At 67.9% G+C, this 16,972-nt stretch carries 14 protein-coding genes; 1 reads left to right on the top strand and 13 read right to left on the bottom strand.

Annotation, left to right across the window (positions count from 1 at the left end; all coding sequences use genetic code 11):
• Nucleotides 1–98: 98 nt before the first annotated feature.
• Nucleotides 99–1,250, bottom strand: coding sequence for a hypothetical protein (locus tag J7E87_RS06445; protein ID WP_251017017.1), 1,152 nt, complete (start codon nucleotides 1,248–1,250; stop codon nucleotides 99–101).
• A 113-nt stretch (nucleotides 1,251–1,363) separates the two neighbouring features.
• Between J7E87_RS06445 and J7E87_RS06440 the strand changes: the two genes are divergently transcribed.
• Complete coding sequence (locus tag J7E87_RS06440) at nucleotides 1,364–1,750, top strand: NTP pyrophosphohydrolase (protein ID WP_215090820.1); 387 nt, start codon at nucleotides 1,364–1,366, stop codon at nucleotides 1,748–1,750.
• Here the strand turns inward: J7E87_RS06440 and J7E87_RS06435 are convergent.
• The 12 genes from J7E87_RS06435 to ngcE all read right to left on the bottom strand — a co-directional run bounded on the left by J7E87_RS06435 (nucleotide 1,726) and on the right by ngcE (nucleotide 16,470).
• Nucleotides 1,726–3,222: a glycosyltransferase family 39 protein gene (locus tag J7E87_RS06435; RefSeq protein ID WP_215090818.1), complete on the bottom strand. Its 1,497-nt coding sequence runs from the start codon at nucleotides 3,220–3,222 to the stop codon at nucleotides 1,726–1,728. The genes J7E87_RS06440 and J7E87_RS06435 overlap by 25 nt on opposite strands.
• 103 nt (nucleotides 3,223–3,325) lie before the next feature.
• A complete protein-coding gene (locus tag J7E87_RS06430; protein ID WP_308312867.1) occupies nucleotides 3,326–4,840 on the bottom strand; it encodes an amino acid permease in 1,515 nt (504 codons plus the stop codon).
• 158 nt (nucleotides 4,841–4,998) lie between these two features.
• Entirely contained in the window at nucleotides 4,999–6,945 is a 1,947-nt protein-coding gene (dxs, locus tag J7E87_RS06425; RefSeq protein WP_215090814.1) for a 1-deoxy-D-xylulose-5-phosphate synthase, read from the bottom strand.
• Nucleotides 6,946–7,128: 183 nt separating this feature from the next.
• Entirely contained in the window at nucleotides 7,129–8,409 is a 1,281-nt protein-coding gene (locus J7E87_RS06420; RefSeq protein WP_215090812.1) for a sugar ABC transporter permease, read from the bottom strand.
• Nucleotides 8,406–9,194, bottom strand: a complete 789-nt coding sequence (locus J7E87_RS06415; protein ID WP_215090810.1) for an ATP-binding cassette domain-containing protein — start codon at nucleotides 9,192–9,194, stop codon at nucleotides 8,406–8,408. Before J7E87_RS06415 ends, J7E87_RS06420 begins: the two co-directional genes overlap by 4 nt.
• Nucleotides 9,195–9,379: 185 nt before the next feature.
• Entirely contained in the window at nucleotides 9,380–10,492 is a 1,113-nt protein-coding gene (locus tag J7E87_RS06410; protein WP_215090808.1) for a substrate-binding domain-containing protein, read from the bottom strand.
• 121 nt (nucleotides 10,493–10,613) lie between these two features.
• Complete coding sequence (locus tag J7E87_RS06405) at nucleotides 10,614–11,813, bottom strand: ROK family transcriptional regulator (protein WP_215090806.1); 1,200 nt, start codon at nucleotides 11,811–11,813, stop codon at nucleotides 10,614–10,616.
• A gap of 211 nt (nucleotides 11,814–12,024) precedes the next feature.
• Entirely contained in the window at nucleotides 12,025–12,477 is a 453-nt protein-coding gene (locus J7E87_RS06400) for a hypothetical protein (protein ID WP_215090804.1), read from the bottom strand.
• Between the two features lie 2 nt (nucleotides 12,478–12,479).
• Nucleotides 12,480–13,031 (bottom strand): MarR family winged helix-turn-helix transcriptional regulator, encoded by a 552-nt coding sequence (locus J7E87_RS06395; RefSeq protein WP_215090802.1) that lies wholly within the window; start codon nucleotides 13,029–13,031, stop codon nucleotides 12,480–12,482.
• Nucleotides 13,032–13,129: 98 nt separating this feature from the next.
• A complete protein-coding gene (locus J7E87_RS06390) occupies nucleotides 13,130–14,047 on the bottom strand; it encodes a carbohydrate ABC transporter permease (RefSeq protein ID WP_215090800.1) in 918 nt (305 codons plus the stop codon).
• Between the two features lies 1 nt (nucleotide 14,048).
• Entirely contained in the window at nucleotides 14,049–14,972 is a 924-nt protein-coding gene (locus J7E87_RS06385) for a carbohydrate ABC transporter permease (protein WP_215090798.1), read from the bottom strand.
• Between the two features lie 49 nt (nucleotides 14,973–15,021).
• A complete protein-coding gene (gene ngcE, locus J7E87_RS06380) occupies nucleotides 15,022–16,470 on the bottom strand; it encodes an N-acetylglucosamine/diacetylchitobiose ABC transporter substrate-binding protein (protein WP_215090795.1) in 1,449 nt (482 codons plus the stop codon).
• Nucleotides 16,471–16,972: the final 502 nt, after the last annotated feature.

Genomic DNA, 16,972 nt, shown 5'->3' with positions numbered 1-16,972 from the left:
CAAGCAACTGCCCCGGCACCGTCCTTCGGTGCCGGGGCAGTCTGCGTTGTCGAGGCTTGTCGATTGTCGAGGCTTGTCGAGGCTTCGGCGCACAGCCGTCAGATCCGGGTCCATGCCTCCATGGCCAGACCGGACTCCGTCGTCTTCTGCCGGGTGATCCGGAGGCTGCCGTCCGGGGCGAACGCGGCGAGCACGACGCGGCCGTCGGCATCCATAGCCAGTGCGGGGGCGCCCACGCACGCTTCTCCGGTGCCGGTCCAGACCGCACCGGCGGACTCGTCCTCCGTCGGATACGCGGCGAGAGCGGGCCGTCCGTCGGCGTCGCGCTGCGCCATGAGCGTGCAGTCGTGGCCGTCCACGGAGGCCCGCAGCACGGCCACCGGTCCGGCGCCCGTCCCGCCTCCCAGCGGCTCGGGCACGCTGTCCTGACGCCAGGCGTGCACCTCGGCGGACTTCTCGTCGCGCCAGAAGAACGTGAGCCGGTCATCGCCGGTCGCCACACCCGATACGGAACCGTCCAGGACCTGCGCGGGGATGTCCTCGTCCCTGGTGAACAGGGGCTCGTCGCCGTCCTGCAGCCAGTGCATGATGCCGCCCCGCGCGGGCGCAAGAATCTCCGCGCGGCCGCTGCCGGTCGCGGCGACAGCGAGCCTGCCGTGGGCTCCGCTGCCCTTGAGATCGGCCCACGGCCGCCAGGCTCCGGAGAAGAGCTGGCTGCGAGCGCACACCCCGCCGCCTGCGTTGCGTACGAATACATGGACATTGCCCGCCCCGTCCACGACCGGCGCCGGACGGCCTATCTGCCCGGCGAGCTTCCAGTCGTTCGGATACGGCGTGCCCAGCGGCTGCCAGTCCTTCACCGGACGGCCCGTCTGGTACTGGATCGCGTGGACGACGTCCGTGTGGACCTCGTCACCGCCCGCCGGGGTCTGCCGCAGGCCGAAGAGGTGCACATAGCCGTCGGATCCCTGCGCGAAGGAGAGGTAGGGCAGCAGACCGTGGGCCGGGGCCACCAACTCGGGGCCGGACCACTCGGGCCCGGCGGGCCGGTTCTCGGTCCACCGGAGCACACCGGCTGAGGTGGGTGCGTACGCCGTGAGCCGGTCGTCCTTGCCGCGCAGCAGCCAGCCGGTGGCCGTCGGACTGCCGTCTTCCGCAGTGCTGACCGGTGCGTGGTCCCGCTGTGCGCCGGGAACCTCGCGAACCCTGTCCGCCTGCTGCTTCGTTCTTCGCGCAGGCCCCAACGCCATGGCTCACCGGCCACCTTTCCTGACGAGAACCGCACTGAGCGGCCAAAGACAACGCTCCATGAAGTGCTGCGACAATAACACCCATCGAGTCGCCGAATTTTTGGGGATTTCTGATGCGAACGCTTGTGATCGTCGATGCGGCGAACGTGGTCGGTTCAGTGCCCGACGGCTGGTGGCGCGACCGCCGCGGGGCGGCCGAACGCCTGCGGGACCAGCTGGTCGGTGTCGCGGAAGCCGGGGTCCCCGGGCATCCCGGTCCCGTCGAGTTGGTGCTCGTGGTGGAGGGGGCCGCCCGCGGAGTGAAGAGCGTGCCCCACGTGCGGGTCGTGTCCGCGCCCGGCAGCGGGGACGACGAAGTCGTGGAGCTGGCGTCCGAGCGTCCGGCGGGCGCGCCCTGCGTCGTTGTCACGGCCGACCGGGAGCTCAGACGGCGGGTCGAGGCGCACGGCTGCGAGACCGTGGGACCGCGGACGGTTCAGCCCCGTCGCGAGCGTACGTAGAGCACCGCGCCGTCGACCTCGTCGGGCAGCGCCTCATAGTCCCGGGACAGCAGCCTGTGCAGGGTGGGGACCCTCTCGGGGGCGAACGGTTTGCCGCGGGAGTCGTCCACGATCAGGGCCGGTCTGCGGGTCCGCATCTCCCCGGCGAAGACCGGCCAGGTGCCCGCCATCGCGTACTTCTCACCGACCTGCGGACCGTTGCGCCCGCCGCTGTAGTTGGTGAGCAGACCGGCGGTCAGATACCGGCTGGCGGGTGCCCGGTCGGCAAGCCAGTAGGTCTCGGGGTGTATCCCCCACACCAGAACCGACTCCGACGGGCCTGTACGGGCCTGTACGGCCGCGGCGATCCGCTCCGCATGGGCCAGCTCCGGACGCGGCGCCAGCATCCCCCAGGCGAGGAACAGCGCGCACCCGCAGGCCGAGGTGAGCAGCGCCGAAGCGAGCCGGTCGCGGGGCAGGATCTGCAGCGCTGCGGTCGCCAACAGGGCCAGCGGCGGGATCAGTTGCAGGTAGTAGTGACCGAAGAAGTGGAAGCCGAGCAGCACGGCGCCCGCCGAAGCCGCCAGCCACAGCCACAGGTCGCCGACGCCCGTCCTGGCGATGCGCAGCACCCGCACGATCGGCGGGATCAGCCCGGCGCAGGCGCAGCCGAGCAGAGCGGTGTTGGCCAAGGCCCGGAACAGGACGTGAAGTTCGGAGCCGGTGAAGGAGGCGTACGCACCCGAGCCTGTCACCGTCCAGAACACAAAGCCGTACGGAGTGGTCAGCCAGGCGGCGCAGAGCACCGGGAGGCCGAAGCCGACTCCCGTACGCAGCAGCGCTGTTCGGGTGGGTGACGTCTGCCAGAGCAGCCACAGGACGGGGACCAGGACTGCTCCGCCGGTCTGTTTGGTGAGGAAGGCCCCCGCCACCGCGAGGCCGGCCGCGCCCCAGCGGCCCCGGTCCGCGCACCAGAGGGCGGCCGCGGTGAACGGCAGCATGAAGACCTCGAAGGTGGCCGCCTGCGCGTCCTGTGGGTTGAGGCCGATGGAGACCAGCAGATAGAGGACCCCCGCGGTGCGTCCGGCCCGGTCGCCCCAGCGGCGGCGGGCGATGCCCGCGAGCAGGGCGGCGGTGATCAGTTGGGCGACGACCGCCAGGACCTTGACGGAGCGCAGGGATTCGTCGCCGAACACCGCGAACGAGGCCTGGTACAGCAGGGGCAGCAGCGGCGGTTTGCGGTCGACCACCGTGTCGTACAGCGCTCCCCCGTCGGCCAGTATCCGTGCCTGGACGGCGAGATAGCCCTCGTCCGGGTTCCACAGCCGGCGTCCGAAGGAGGGGATGCGGGTGACGAGGGCGAGCACCGCCAGCGCCGGGAGCAGCCGCCGCCAGTAGCCGGGCGCGGGAACGGCGGAGGGGGCACGGCCTCGCTGACGGGGCAACGACTGTGCGGATACATGCCGTAGCGATGACGGCGGCTCGACGGGCATGCCTGCCTTTCGGGCTCCGGGCTCACCCGGAGCGGCACAGTTTCCTGCCCCGCAGTCCCGTCGCGGCGGGACTGCGGGGCAGGCGGGACTCTTAACACACGCCCTAGTACTCGGCCTTGCTGCCCTCGCGGCCCAGGCGGCTGTGCCCGCGCCCGTACACGAAGTACACCACGAAGCCCAGCGCCATCCAGATGGCGAACCGCAACCACGTCTCGGTCGGCAGGTTGAGCATGAGCCAGAGCGACGCCGCAATCGACAGGATCGGGATCACCGGCACCCAGGGGGTGCGGAAGGCGCGGTGCAGGTCGGGCCGGGTGCGGCGGAGGACGATGACGCCGAGCGCCACGACGACGAAGGCGAAGAGTGTTCCGATGTTGACCAGTTCCGCGAGCTTCTCGAGGCTGGTGAAGCCCGCGATGACGGCGATCACCACACCGAGCACAACGGTCGCCCGGTAGGGGGTGCGGAACTTCGGGTGGGTGATGGAGAAGAAGCGCGGCAGCAGTCCGTCACGGCTCATCGCGAAGAACACCCGGGTCTGGCCGAGCAGAAGGATCATGGAGACGGTGATGAGGCCGACGGCCGCGCCAAGGCTGATGGCACCCGCGAAGAAGGGCTGGTCCACGGACTTGAAGGCTTCGGCGAGCGGGGCGGTCGCCGACATCTCCTTGTAGTACTGCATGCCGGTGACCACCAGCGTCACGGCCACGTAGAGCACCGTGCAGACAAGCAGCGAGCCGAGGATGCCGCGCGGCATGTCCCGCTGAGGGTTCCGGGTCTCCTCGGCGGCCGTGGCCACGACATCGAAGCCGATGAAGGCGAAGAAGACGAGAGAGGCCGCGGTGAAGATGCCCATGACGCCGAAGTTGGTGGGATCGAATCCGAAGAGCACCTGGATCAGCGGCGCGTGGAGGCCACTGCCGACGGGCTGCGGCTCGGCCGGGGGAATGAACGGAGAGTAGTTGTCGGCCTTGATGAAGAACAGGCCCGCGATGATGACCATCAGCACGACGGTGACCTTGATGGCGACCACGATCGCGGTGATCCGGGCCGAGAGCTTCGTCCCGACGACCAGGATGGCGGTCAGCACCAGGACGAGCAGGAAGGCCAGCAGGTCGAAGTGTCCTCCTTCGTCGGGCCCGGACAGCGCGACGGGCATGTCCCAGCCGAGGTTGGTGCTCATGAGGTTGCGCACGTACCCGGACCAGCCGACCGCCACCACGGCGGTGCCGAGAGCGAATTCGAGGACCAGGTCCCAGCCGATGATCCAGGCGGGCAGTTCCCCGATCGAAGCGTAGGAGAAGGTGTACGCCGAGCCGGCCACCGGCACCGTGGACGCGAACTCGGCGTAGCAGAGCGCCGCGAGGGCGCAGACGATGCCCGCGGCCACGAAGGAGAGGGCGGTGGCGGGTCCGGCGTTGTTCCGGGCCGCGATGCCGGTGAGGACGAAGATGCCGGTACCGATGATGACGCCGACGCCAAAGACCGTCAGATCCCATGCGGACAGGGACTTCTTCAGCGCGTGCTCGGGCTCCTCGGTGTCGCGGATCGACTGTTCGACCGTCTTGGTCCGGAACAGCCCGTCTTTGTCCGGGCCTGTGTCCTGCTGCGTACTCACCGGCGCACCTCCACGCACTCGTCGTGAACGCCATGATTGGGACATCGGCGGCCCGGAACAGCTCCGTACGGGTGGATTTCACGCGAATGGGCCGGTCGGACCACCCATACAGGGTGACCGGCCGGCCCATCGGCGACACGGATCAGCGGCGAGAGGGATCAGTCGCGGGCGGGTTCCACCGCTTCACTGTCGTACCGGCCGTCCAGCCTGGAGACGAGCCCGGTGACCTGGCGGGCGATGTCCGGCGCGGTCAGGCCGATTTCCGCCATGACCTCCTTGCGGGAGGCATGGTCCAGGAAGCGCGGCGGGATGCCGAAGTCGCGCAGCGGTACGTCCACGCCCGCGTCGCGCAGGGCCTGGGCGACGGCCGAACCGACGCCGCCCGCACGGCTGTTGTCCTCGACGGTGACGACGACGCGATGCTGCTCGGCGAGCGGCGCGAGGGCCTCGTCGACCGGCTTGACCCAGCGTGGGTCGACGACGGTGGTCGTGATGCCCTGGGCGTCGAGGAGATCGGCGATCTCCAGGCACATCGGCGCGAGCGCGCCGACGGAGACAAGGAGGACGTCCACGGGGGCGCCTCCCATGCCCGCAGGGCGATGGGGGAGGTCGGTGCCCGCGTCGCGCAGGATGTCCATGCCGCCGACCCTGCCCAGAGCCTTCACGGCCGGGCCGACCGCACCCTTGGAGAAGCGCACCACGGTCGGCGCGTCGTCGACTTCGACGGCCTCGCGCAGCTGGGCGCGGACCTGGTCGGCATCGCGCGGGGCGGCGATCCGCAAGCCGGGCACGCACTGCAGGATCGACATGTCCCACATGCCGTTGTGCGAGGCGCCGTCGGTGCCGGTGACGCCCGCCCGGTCGAGTACGAACGTCACGCCGCACTTGTGCAGGGCGACGTCCATCAGCACCTGGTCGAAGGCGCGGTTGAGGAAGGTGGCGTACACGGCGAAGACGGGGTGCAGTCCGCCGGTGGCGAGGCCGGCGGCGGAGACCGCGCCGTGCTGCTCGGCGATGCCGACGTCGTAGACGCGGTCCGGGAAGGCCTTGGCGAACCTGTCGAGGCCCACCGGCTGCAGCATCGCCGCGGTGATCGCGACGATGTCCTCGCGCTCCTTGCCGAGTTCGACCATCTCCTCGCCGAAGACCGAGGTCCAGTCGAGGCCGGAGCTGGCAATCGGCAGGCCGGTGTCGGGGTGGATCTTGCCGACGGCGTGGAAGCGGTCCGCCTCGTCCTGCAGGGCCGGCTGGTAGCCGCGGCCCTTCTCGGTGAGGCAGTGGACGATGACGGGGCCGCCGAAGCGCTTGGCGCGGGCGAGGGCGGACTCGAGGGCCTCGATGTCGTGACCGTCGATGGGGCCGACGTACTTGAGGCCCAGGTCCTCGAACATGCCCTGCGGGGCGATGAAGTCCTTGAGGCCCTTCTTGGCGCCGTGCAGGGTCTCGTAGAGCGGCTTCCCGACGACGGGGGTGCGCTCCAGGATGTCCTTGCCGCGGGCCAGGAACCGCTCGTAGCCATCGGTGGTGCGCAGGGTGGCCAGGTGGTTGGCGAGGCCGCCGATGGTGGGGGCGTAGGAGCGCTCGTTGTCGTTGACGACGATCACCAGAGGGCGGTCCTTGGCGGCCGCGATGTTGTTCAACGCCTCCCAGGCCATGCCGCCGGTGAGGGCTCCGTCGCCGATGACGGCGACGACGTGGTCGTCCTTCTTCAGCACCTCGTTGGCCTTGGCGAGGCCGTCGGCCCAGCCGAGGACGGTCGATGCGTGGGAGTTCTCGATGATGTCGTGCTCGGACTCGGCACGCGCGGGGTAGCCGGAGAGGCCGCCCTTCATCTTGAGCCTGGAGAAGTCCTGACGGCCGGTCAGCAGCTTGTGGACATAGCTCTGGTGGCCGGTGTCCCAGAGGACCTTGTCCTTCGGGGAGTCGAAGACACGGTGCAGTGCGATGGTCAGCTCGACCACGCCCAGATTGGGACCGAGATGACCGCCGGTCTTGGAGACGGCGTCCACCAGGAAGATCCGGATCTCGGCAGCCAGCTGGTCCAGCTGCTCCGGGCTGAGCCGGTCCAGATCGCGCGGTCCCGTAATGCGGGTCAGCAGCGCCACCCGTGCCTCCTTGCAGTTGAACGGTCTAGCTTGCCGGTTCGTCGAGTCTAATGTTCCGGCTGCGGCGCCGGTCGCCGGGCGGTGCGATCTACATCACGCATTCGGGTGAACACGCAGAGCTGCAGGCATACGCAGAGGTGCCCGGCACCGCGAACGGCGCCGGGCACTCCTACGCAGCCGCGGTCAGGCGCGGCCCGCGGTCTTCTGTGTCTTGCGGGTGAGGGAGTCGATCACCACGGTCGCCAGCAGCACACCACCGGTGATCATGTACTGGATCGGGGTGGCGATGCCTTCCAGCGCGAGTCCGTACTGGATCGAGACGATCACCATGACGCCGAGCAGCGCGTTCCAGGTCCTGCCGCGTCCGCCGAACAGGCTGGTGCCGCCGATGACGGCCGCCGCGATGACGTTCATCAGGAGGTCACCGGCGCCGGCGCTCTGGTTGGCCGCCGCGATCTTGGACGCCCAGAACAGACCGCCGATGGCGGCGAAGGTGCCCGCGATCGAGAAGACCGAGATCCGGACCGCCGTGACGTTGATACCGGCGCGGCGGGAGGCCTCGACGCTGCCGCCGAGCGCGAAGATCTTGCGGCCGTACGTGGTGCGCCGGAGCACGAAGTCCGTCGCGACCAGCACCACCAGGAAGAGGACCAGCGCCAGCGGCAGGCCCTTGTACTGGTTGAACATGGCCGCGGCGGCGAAGGCCACCACGGCGAGCAGAACCGTACGCACGACGATGTCGACGAGCGGCCGGGACGGGACGCCGGCGGCCTCACGGCGGCGCGCGTCGAAGAAGGCCGAGAGGAAGAACGCGGCCACCGCGACCGCCGCGAGGCCGTAGGCGGCCGCCACGTCCGTGAAGTAGTACGTGGTCAGCTTGCCGATCACGCCTTCGCCGTCCAGGTTGATCGTGCCCTGGTCGCCGAGGAGCTGGAGCATGAAGCCCAGCCAGAAGAGCAGGCCGGCCAGAGTGACGGCGAACGCGGGTGCGCCGATCCGGGCGAAGAAGAAGCCGTGGAGCGCGCCGATGACCGCGCCGCTGACGATCGCGATGATCACGGCGAGCCACTCGTTGACGCCGTGGGTGACGCTCAGGACGGCGGCGATTGCTCCGGCGACGCCGCTGACCGAGCCGACCGACAGGTCGATCTCGCCGAGCAGCAGCACGAAGATGATGCCGACGGCCATCATGCCGGTGGCGACCATCGTCACCGCGATGTTGCTGAGGTTCTGCGCGGAGAGGAAGTTCGAGTTCAGGCTCTGGAAGACAACGGCGATGATGACCAGGCCGATGATCACCGGGATCGAGCCCAGGTCACCGGAGTGCAGCTTGCGCTTGAACTCCGTGAGGTATCCGGCGAAGCCCTGCTCGCGGACCAGCAGCCGGGGGTCGACCGCGGTGACCGCGTCGTGAGCGGCCTCGGGGTTGACCACGGGCGGAGTGGAGGTCTTTTCGGTGTTCACTTCTGAACCTCCGTGGTGCGCGCCGCACGCCGGGTCACAGCGTTGTCCGTGGCGCCGGTGATGGCGGAGATGATCTCTTCCTGCGAGGTGACCTTGACGTCGAAGACGCCGTTGTTCCGGCCGAGCCGGAGGACTGCCACCTTGTCCGCGACGGCCTTCACATCGGCCATGTTGTGGCTGATGAGGATTACCGCGTGGCCGCGCTCGCGCAGCCGCTCGACGAGGTCGAGGACCTGGGCGGTCTGCTCGACGCCGAGGGCGGCGGTGGGCTCGTCGAGGATGACGAGCTGCGGCTCACCGAGCATGGACCGGGCGATGGCCACGGTCTGGCGCTGGCCGCCGGAGAGCGAGGCGATCGGGATGCGCACGCTGGGAATGCGGATCGACAGCGTGTCGAGCAGCTCGCGGGCGCGGCGCTCCATCTCGACCTCGTTGAGGATGCCGCGCTTGCGGATCTCCCGGCCGAGGTAGAGGTTGCCGACGACATCGATGTTGTCGCACAGCGCGAGGTCCTGGTAGACGGTCGCGATGCCCAGGTTCTGGGCGTCGTGCGGCCTGTCGATCGATACGGACCTGCCTTCCCACTCGATGACGCCTTCATCGATGGGATGCACGCCGGCGATCGTCTTGACCAGCGTGGACTTTCCGGCGCCGTTGTCGCCTACGAGGGCGACCACCTCGCCGCCGTGGACCTCAAGCTCTACATCGGTGAGCGCCTGGACGGCACCGAATCGCTTGGAGACCCCGCGCAACGCCAGCACGGGCGTAGCGGACACGTGAACCATCTCCTTCGCCGCCTGACCGGCGGGGATACCGCACCGGGGAACGGGCGCGGTGGGTTGAGCAGAAGCGAACAGAAGGGCAGAAGCGTTCCTGTACGGCGCCCCGCCCCCGATGGCGGGGGCCGGATGAGGGGCGGAGCGCCGGTACACGCTTCCAGGGAGGTTAAGTCCCGTAAGGCTTGGGGGACTTACTTCAGACCGAGTGCGTCGCAGGCGGCCTTGTACTTCGGGGTGCAGATCTCGGCGACCGTGTACACGCCGTCCTTGATGACCGTGTCATTGATGTTGGCCTTGGTCAGCGAGACAACCGGGACCAGCACCGTCGGGATGCCCTTGTTGGTGGGGCTGTCGACCTTCTCCTTGGCGATGGAGTCGAGCTTCTCGCCCTTGGCGAGCGCGACGGCCATCTCGGCGGCGGCAGCGGCCTCCGGGGCGTACGGCTTGTAGACGCTCGCGAACTGCTCACCCGCGACGATCCGCTGCACACCGGCGAGCTCGGCGTCCTGGCCGGTGACCGGCGGGAGCTTGGCGAAGCCGCCGGCCTTCAGGGCGGTGATGATGCCGCCCGCCATGCCGTCGTTGGCGGAGTAGACGCCGATGATCTTGTCCTTGCCGAGGGCCGAGATCGCGGCCTCCATGTTGGCGTTGGCGTTCTCCGGCTTCCACTCCTTGGTGTCGTACTCCTTGCCGATGTTCACCTTGCCGTCGAGCTCGGCGTGCGCGCCCTTCTTGAACAGGGCCGCGTTCGGGTCGGTGACGGCGCCGTTCATCATGACTATCTGGCCGTCCTTGGCCTTGGCGCCAAGGGCCTCGAGCAGCGCCTTGCCCTGGACGTGGCCGACTTCCTCGTTGTCGAACGAGGTGTAGGCGTCGATCGGACCCTCGGCCAGGCGGTCGAAGGCGACGACCGGGATGCCCGCCTCCTTGGCCTTCTTGACCGAGCCGGCGATGGCCTTGGAGTCCACAGCGTCGACGATCAGAGCGTTCACCTTGTTGGTGATCATCGTGTCGACCTGCTGGTTCTGCAGCGTCGCGTCCTGCTTGGCGTTGGCGTAGATCACCTCGGCCTTGCCGTTGGTCAGCTCGCTGATCTTCTTCTCGATGAGCGGCTTGTCGAACTTCTCGTAGCGCGCCGTCTGGTTCTCCGGCAGCAGCAGACCGATCTTGATCGCGTCGCCCTTACCGGCGCCGGTCTCCTTGGTCTGGTCGCCGGACTCCTTGGCGCTGCCACACGCGGCGAGGGAAACAGCCATCGTGGTGGCTGCTACGGCAACGGCGGCACGACGCATACGCATGTTCATTCTCGAAACCTCCCTGACGAGGCCGCGTCGTTGCGGCCGAGGTGGCTGGAAGTCAACTCGGCCCCGCTGCCAGCGTCAAGGAGTAAATCCTTAACGAGATGACAACGGTGCCATTCGTTATCTAAGTGAAGGCAGGTGCTCCGGCAGGGAGCGGGCTGTCCAGAAGGGTCGAATCGCCCATTTCGCTGAGTACCAAGGCAAGCGAGCCCAGCACTTCGGCACGCGCTCCGAGCGCCCCCGGAAGGACGGACAGCTGACGCGCCGCGCTGGGAATCGCGTAACGGGAGACCGACTCCCGGATCGGTCCGAGGACCAATTCTCCCGCTTCCGCGAGATTTCCGCCCAGCACGACGCGACTGGGGTTGAGCAGGTTGCACAGATTGGCCACGCCGCTGCCGATGTGCCGTCCCACGTCGGCGACGACACGGCGGCAGCCGGGGTCGCCCTCGCGCGCCAGCTGCACCACGCGCTCCATGGTCAGATCGGGTCCGTGACTGGACTGCAGCAGCGGCAGTACGTAGCGGGCGGCGGCGAACGTCTCCAGGCAGCCGCGGTTGCCACAGCGGCAGACCGGCCCCGCCTCGTCCAGCGTGATGTGGCCGATCTCGCCGGCCGTACCGCCCGGGCCGCGGTAGATCTGGCCGTCGATCACCAGACCGGCGCCGACGCCGCTGGCGACCTTGATGTACGCGAGATCCCGGACCCCGCGGCCGCTGCCCCAGACCAGCTCGCCCAGGGCGCCGAGGTTGGCGTCGTTGTCGACGTACACAGGCACGCCGAGCCGCCCGGAGAGCTCCTCTTTGGGGTTGATCCCGGTCCAGCCCGGCAGGATCGAGGTGGAGCCGAGGGTGCCGGACTCCACATCGATGGGGCCCGGTACGCCGAGACCGACCCCGATCACCTTGTCCTGGCCTATCCCGGTCGCCGCGATGAGCCGGTTGACCAGTTGTTCGGCCCGGTCGAAGCCCTGCGCAGACGAGGCGTCCACGTCGAGCGGCTCGGACTCCTCGGCGAGCACCTGGTGGGCGAGGTTGCCGATGGCGACGCGTAGATGGGTGTGGCCGAAGTCGACGCCGATGACGATGCCCGCGTCGCCGCTGAGAGCGACGCTGCGGGCCCGGCGACCGCCGGCCGAGGTGGGGGTGACCTCGACGGTTCCGCCGTCCTTCAGTTCGCGAACGATATTGGAGACCGTTGCCGCGGAGAGCCCTGTGCTCCTCGCGATCTCCGCCTGCGTGAGCGAGCCCGCCATACGTACGGCGCGCACGACTCGCTCCAGGTTGGCCCGGTGCAGAGATGTCTGCGACCCCGGAGTCTCCATTGACTCATCCACTCCTGACCCCCGGTGGGCGGCGCGACGGCCGCCCCCGGCCGGGTGCCACAGCGAAGCGGCCCCGACGTTTCTCCAACTTGTGAACTCTAAGCTCAACTCTCGGGCCTTATTCCGTCAAGACCTTGAGCGGGGCAACCACGGATGAGCAAGGCAGGGGAACAGTCGGGGCACCGGTCGGCACAGGGGCGTTTTCAGGCGCCTAGGTTCCCGCCAGCTCGGCGTTGGCACGGGCCGTGACCAGGGACAACAGGCGGCCCGCGGTCGCCAGGTCGTCGGCGGGGAGATCACCGTAGAGCCGCTCGGTGATCTCGGCGACGGCGGCGGCGATACGGCCGTGCAGCGCCAGGCCCTCGTCCGTGAATCCGACGCGAGCGTCCTCGCCGGCCTCGGCGGGCAGGGCTTCCAGCAGCCCGGCGGATCTCAGCTCGGCGATCGTCGCCAGTACCGCCGGCTCGTCGATCTTCAGCGTGCCGGTCATCCGGCCGACCAGCCGGTCGCGCTCGACGGCGCCGCCGTTGTCCGCGGTGACGTTGAGCGCCACCACCTGAAGGAACGTGATGCCGGTCCGGGCCAGCGTGCCTTCCAGCACGGCCCGGGTCGCGTAGTGGGCCTGGCCTATGACCTGGCCGTTGAGGGTGGGTGCGGTGGACATGACTACTCCTCTGTCGGGAAGTCCGGTGAGCCGACCTGGTCGGGCGAGTCGGGTGAGTGGGGTGAGTGGGGAGGTATGTCGACGGGTGGTATATCGAGTGGTGTGTCGAGTGGTGTGTCGAGCAGGATCGCCAGTTCGCGCGTGAGCACTTCAGTACGCGGCCCGTCCAGACCGCCCATCGGCTCCAGAAGCTGATCGAGGAGCCGCTGGACGACGGTGATCGCGCGCCGGGTGACCGCACGCCCATGGGCGGTGAGCGACAGCTGGACCGCGCGCGTGTCGGCGGGGTCCGGGGCGCGCTCGACCAGACCGGCTGCCTCCAGGGCGCGGGCCAGCTTCGACACATAGAGCGGTTCGAGGCCGGTGTGGTCGGCGAGCTGTCGCTGGCTGGGCCGAACTCCCGAGCGCTCCATACCCAACAGTGACGCGACCAGCGAGTACTGCGCGTGGGTCAGGCCCAGCGGCACGACGGCCCGGTCCACGGCGACCCGCCACTTCATCGACAGTCGCCAGACCAGGAAGCCGGGCGTGGGGCCCTCGTATGTCGCGCTCATGAAAATACAGTACATAGCTACTATGTACATGGCTACTGTTATGGAAAATGAAACCCCGGCCCTCGCGAGAGGGGACCGGGGTTTCGTCGTGGCGGCTCCTACTTCAGCGCGCCCGCGGTCAGACCGGCGACCACCTGCCGCTGGAAGATGATGTACGCCGCGAGCACCGGCAGCATCGCCATCACCAGGCCGGCGAAGAGACCGGACCAGTCGCCCTTGTAGCCCTGGCTGACGGCCAGTTCGACAAGGCCCTGGGAGAGCACCTTCTTCTCCGGGTCGGTGTTGAGCACGGTCGGCAGCATGTACTGGTTCCACTGCCCGAGAAAGTTGAAGATGGCGACGCTGATCAGTCCCGGCTTCGCCATCGGCAGCATCACCTGGAAGAACGTCCGGGTGTGCGAGGCCCCGTCGATCAGCGCCGCCTCGGCCACCGAGCTCGGCAGCGTACGGAAGAAGGCGGTGAGGAAGAAGACGGTGAACGGCAGCGAGTAGGCGATGTACACCAGGATCAGGCCGTGCAGCGTGTTCAGCAGGGCGACGTTGTTCAGTACGTAGAACAGCGGCACCAGCGCCAGCATGATGGGGAAACTCATTCCTCCGATGAAGAGGAAGTAGATGAAGCGGTTCCCGGGGAAGTCGAAGCGTGCCAGGACGTACGCGGCCATCGAGCCGAACAGCAGCGTGCCGACCAGCGAACCGCCCACCACCAGAACGGTGTTGAGGAAATAGTCGCTCATGTGCGCCTGGCTCCAGGCGCGCGACCAGTTCTCGAAGTGCAGCGAGTCGGGCAGGGACCACGGCGAGGTGAAGATGGCCTTGTCGGTCTTGAACGAGGTCATCACCGCCCAGAGCAGCGGCAGCACGACCATGATCGCCCAGATGACGAGCACACCGTGCGAGAAGACGTTGAGGACGCCCCCCTCAGTCTTCTTCTTCCTGGCGGGCGGGATCGTCGTCTTCACCACCTGCGGGCGGTCCTCGGCGATGCCGGCGGGCGGTGTGTCAGTCGTCTTCATGTCAGAACTCCAGCCGCTCGCGCCGACCGAGCCGCATCACGACGGCCGCGAAGGCCAGCGTGACGACGAGCAGGGCGACACCGATCGTTGTCGCGTATGCCGCCTGGCCGTCGCGGAACGCCGTTTGGTAGACGTACAGCGTGAGCACCGTCGTCGAGTAGTCGGGTCCACCGGGACCCACAGTCATGATCTGGACGACCGCGAAGGACTCCGCGCCCAGGGCCAGGATTCCCATGTAGACCCAGCCCGACTGCACGGTGTCCCACAGCAGCGGCAGGGTGATCCGGAAGAAGGTGGTGAACCGGTTCGCGCCGTCCAGCAGCGCCGCCTCGTAGAAGTCCCTTGGAATGGACGCCATGCCCGCGGAGAACAGCACCACGAAGAAACCGACCGTGCTCCAGACCAGGACCGCCATGACGCACCACAGGGCGAGATCGGGGTCGCCGAGCCAGCCCGGCTGGATGCTGTCGAGGCCCACGGCCTGCAACGCCCCGTTGATCGCGCCCTCGTTGGGGTTGTACGCGAACTGGAAGAGCAAGGCGACGATCGCGATCGACAGCACCTGCGGGAAGAAGTACGCGATCTTGTAAAAGGACGAACCTCGCACACCGGCGATGGCGGCGCCCTTACGGCGCCGCCCGCCGACATTGAGCATGAAAGCGAAGAACAGCGCGAGGCCGAGCGTCACCAGCGGCAGCAGCAGCGCGAACCACAGGCTGTGCTGCAGCGATTTCCAGAAGATGTCGTCGTCCAGCATTCGGCTGTAATTGTCGAAGCCGACCATCTTGAAGTCCGGGCTCAGGCCGGTCCAGTCCGTGAAGGAGTAGTAAATGGACTGGATGAACGGCCAGATGACGAAGATTGCGTACAACGCCAATGGGGCCGCCAAGAACCCCACAATGAACCGGTACTTGCCGTGTTGCATGGTTAACGACCCCGATCTTCCGGCGAATGCCGCCGCTGGTGACGCGAGCTCACTGGTGCTTGTAGTGCTTGATGGACTGGTCCTTGGCCGCCGCGTCCGCGAAGCCCTGAATCTTCTTGATGGTCTCGGCCGGGGTCGCTCGGCCCGCCATCATCTCGCCGATACCGGCGACGCCGATCTGCTCCTTCTGCAGCTTCACGTACCAGTCCTGCAGGCGCGGGTTGACGACGTTCTCGCCGGCCTTCTTCAGGGCGTCGACACCGGACTGCATGGCCGTCGACAGGGTCAGGCCGTCAGTGCCGCCGTTGAACGCCGTCAGCGACTTCACCTGCTGGGTGAAGCTCTTGGACGAGGCCTCGCTGAGCATGATGCGCAGCTGCTCCATGCCGCCCTCGGCGTTCTTCGCCTTGGCCGGGACGACGAAGGGCTCACCGCCGGACGCCCAGATGGTGCCGAACGGCAGCTTGTCGGACTTGTCGAGGCCGGTGGGCGCGGCCACCATCATCTTGAAGTCCTCGGGCGTGGTCTTCGCCGCCTCGTTCTCCACCCATGAGCCGTTGGGGATGAAGAGTGCCTTGCCCTCGGTCCAGGCCGTCTGGGACTGGATGTGGTCGATGCCGGGCGTGCCCTTGAGGATGTACCCCTTCTTGAAGAGCTCGTAGTACGCCTCGAAGGCGGCCTTGACGGCCGGGTGCTCCCAGGCCTTCGGCTCGAGGTTGTCGATCGCGTCGAGTACCTCGCGGCCGCCGATCTTGGCGATGAAGGGGTAGAGCGAGAACGGCAGGTAGTACGGGTGCTTGCCCGCGTACGTCCAGCCGGCGATGCCCTTCTTCTTCGCCTTCTCACACAGCGCGAGCATCTCGTCCCAGGTCTCCGGGTACGTGGCGTCGAGCTTCTCCAGCGCGGTCTGGGAGTACCACACTCCGTACACGGTGTACGCGTAGTAGAGGATCCAGACGGGGTCGCCGTCGAACTGGCCCATCTCGACGATGCCCGGGCGCAGCGTGTCGCGCACCTTCTTGTTCGGGTCGTCGATGGACGGCGCGTCCATCAGCGCGGTGAGGTCGGCGAGCTGCTTCTTGCCGACCAGGACGCCCATGTCCATCTGCTGGGCACCGGAGTTGTCGATCAGGTCCGGCGGAGTACCGCCGTTGAAGCGCGGCTGCAGCTCCGACTGGATCTTCTGCGTCGCGCGGTGCTTGACCTTCGGCGCCTTCGGGAAGGCCTCCTGGTACTTCTTCTCGGCGTCCAGCGCGTACTGCTGGCCGAAACCACCGTCGAAGATGACGACCTCGAGCTGCGCCGTCTCATTGACACCGAGTGGGTTCTTGGCGGTCTTCTTGCCCTTTTCGACCTTGTTCTCGCTGCCGCCGTCGCTGCTCGCACACGCGGACAGGAAGCTCATCGTCGGAACGGTGATCAAACCGATTGCCGCGGAACGCTTGATCAGATCGCGACGGCCAAGGCCCTCATTGTTGTGGGCGGAGGTGGATCCCATGCTCAAGTCCTCGCCTTCTCCAGGACTCAGGCGGTGTACCGGTCGCCCGTCCTTCTCGCCTGAGCGGAAGGGCCCCGCCACCGCGTTCAGTTGCTGTGTCTTCCCGGGGGGAAACTCAGTGAAGCTCGGGTCGTGCACGGTCGGCAGCGGGAACGGATCTTCGGCGGACGGCAGTCACTGTGCAGACGCCGGTCCGCCGTCCCCCGTCCCCCCTGGCCCGCTGCCATGTGGAACAGCTATGCGGGTGCCGACAGGTATAGTCCACTTCACATCGGGTGAGCAAGATCGAAAGCAAGTTTGGGCAGGAGTCTTTCCCGAGTTGAGACCTCACGGACACCTGAGTCCCGCGCGCGCCCATACGATCACAGCATTCTTCGCCGAACGAATGAATCCGGCCGCCTCACCCCGTCAACACCCTTGACACCGTATGGCACTTACCTCCCTACTGGAGCCTGCGCATCGCGCCTGACAACGTTGTCTATCGCGACTTCCACTGGAGGAA

Source organism: Streptomyces sp. ISL-1 (assembly GCF_018614585.1).
Taxonomy (GTDB): Bacteria; Actinomycetota; Actinomycetes; order Streptomycetales; family Streptomycetaceae; genus Streptomyces; species Streptomyces maoxianensis.
This window is presented reverse-complemented; position numbering and strand designations above follow the sequence as displayed.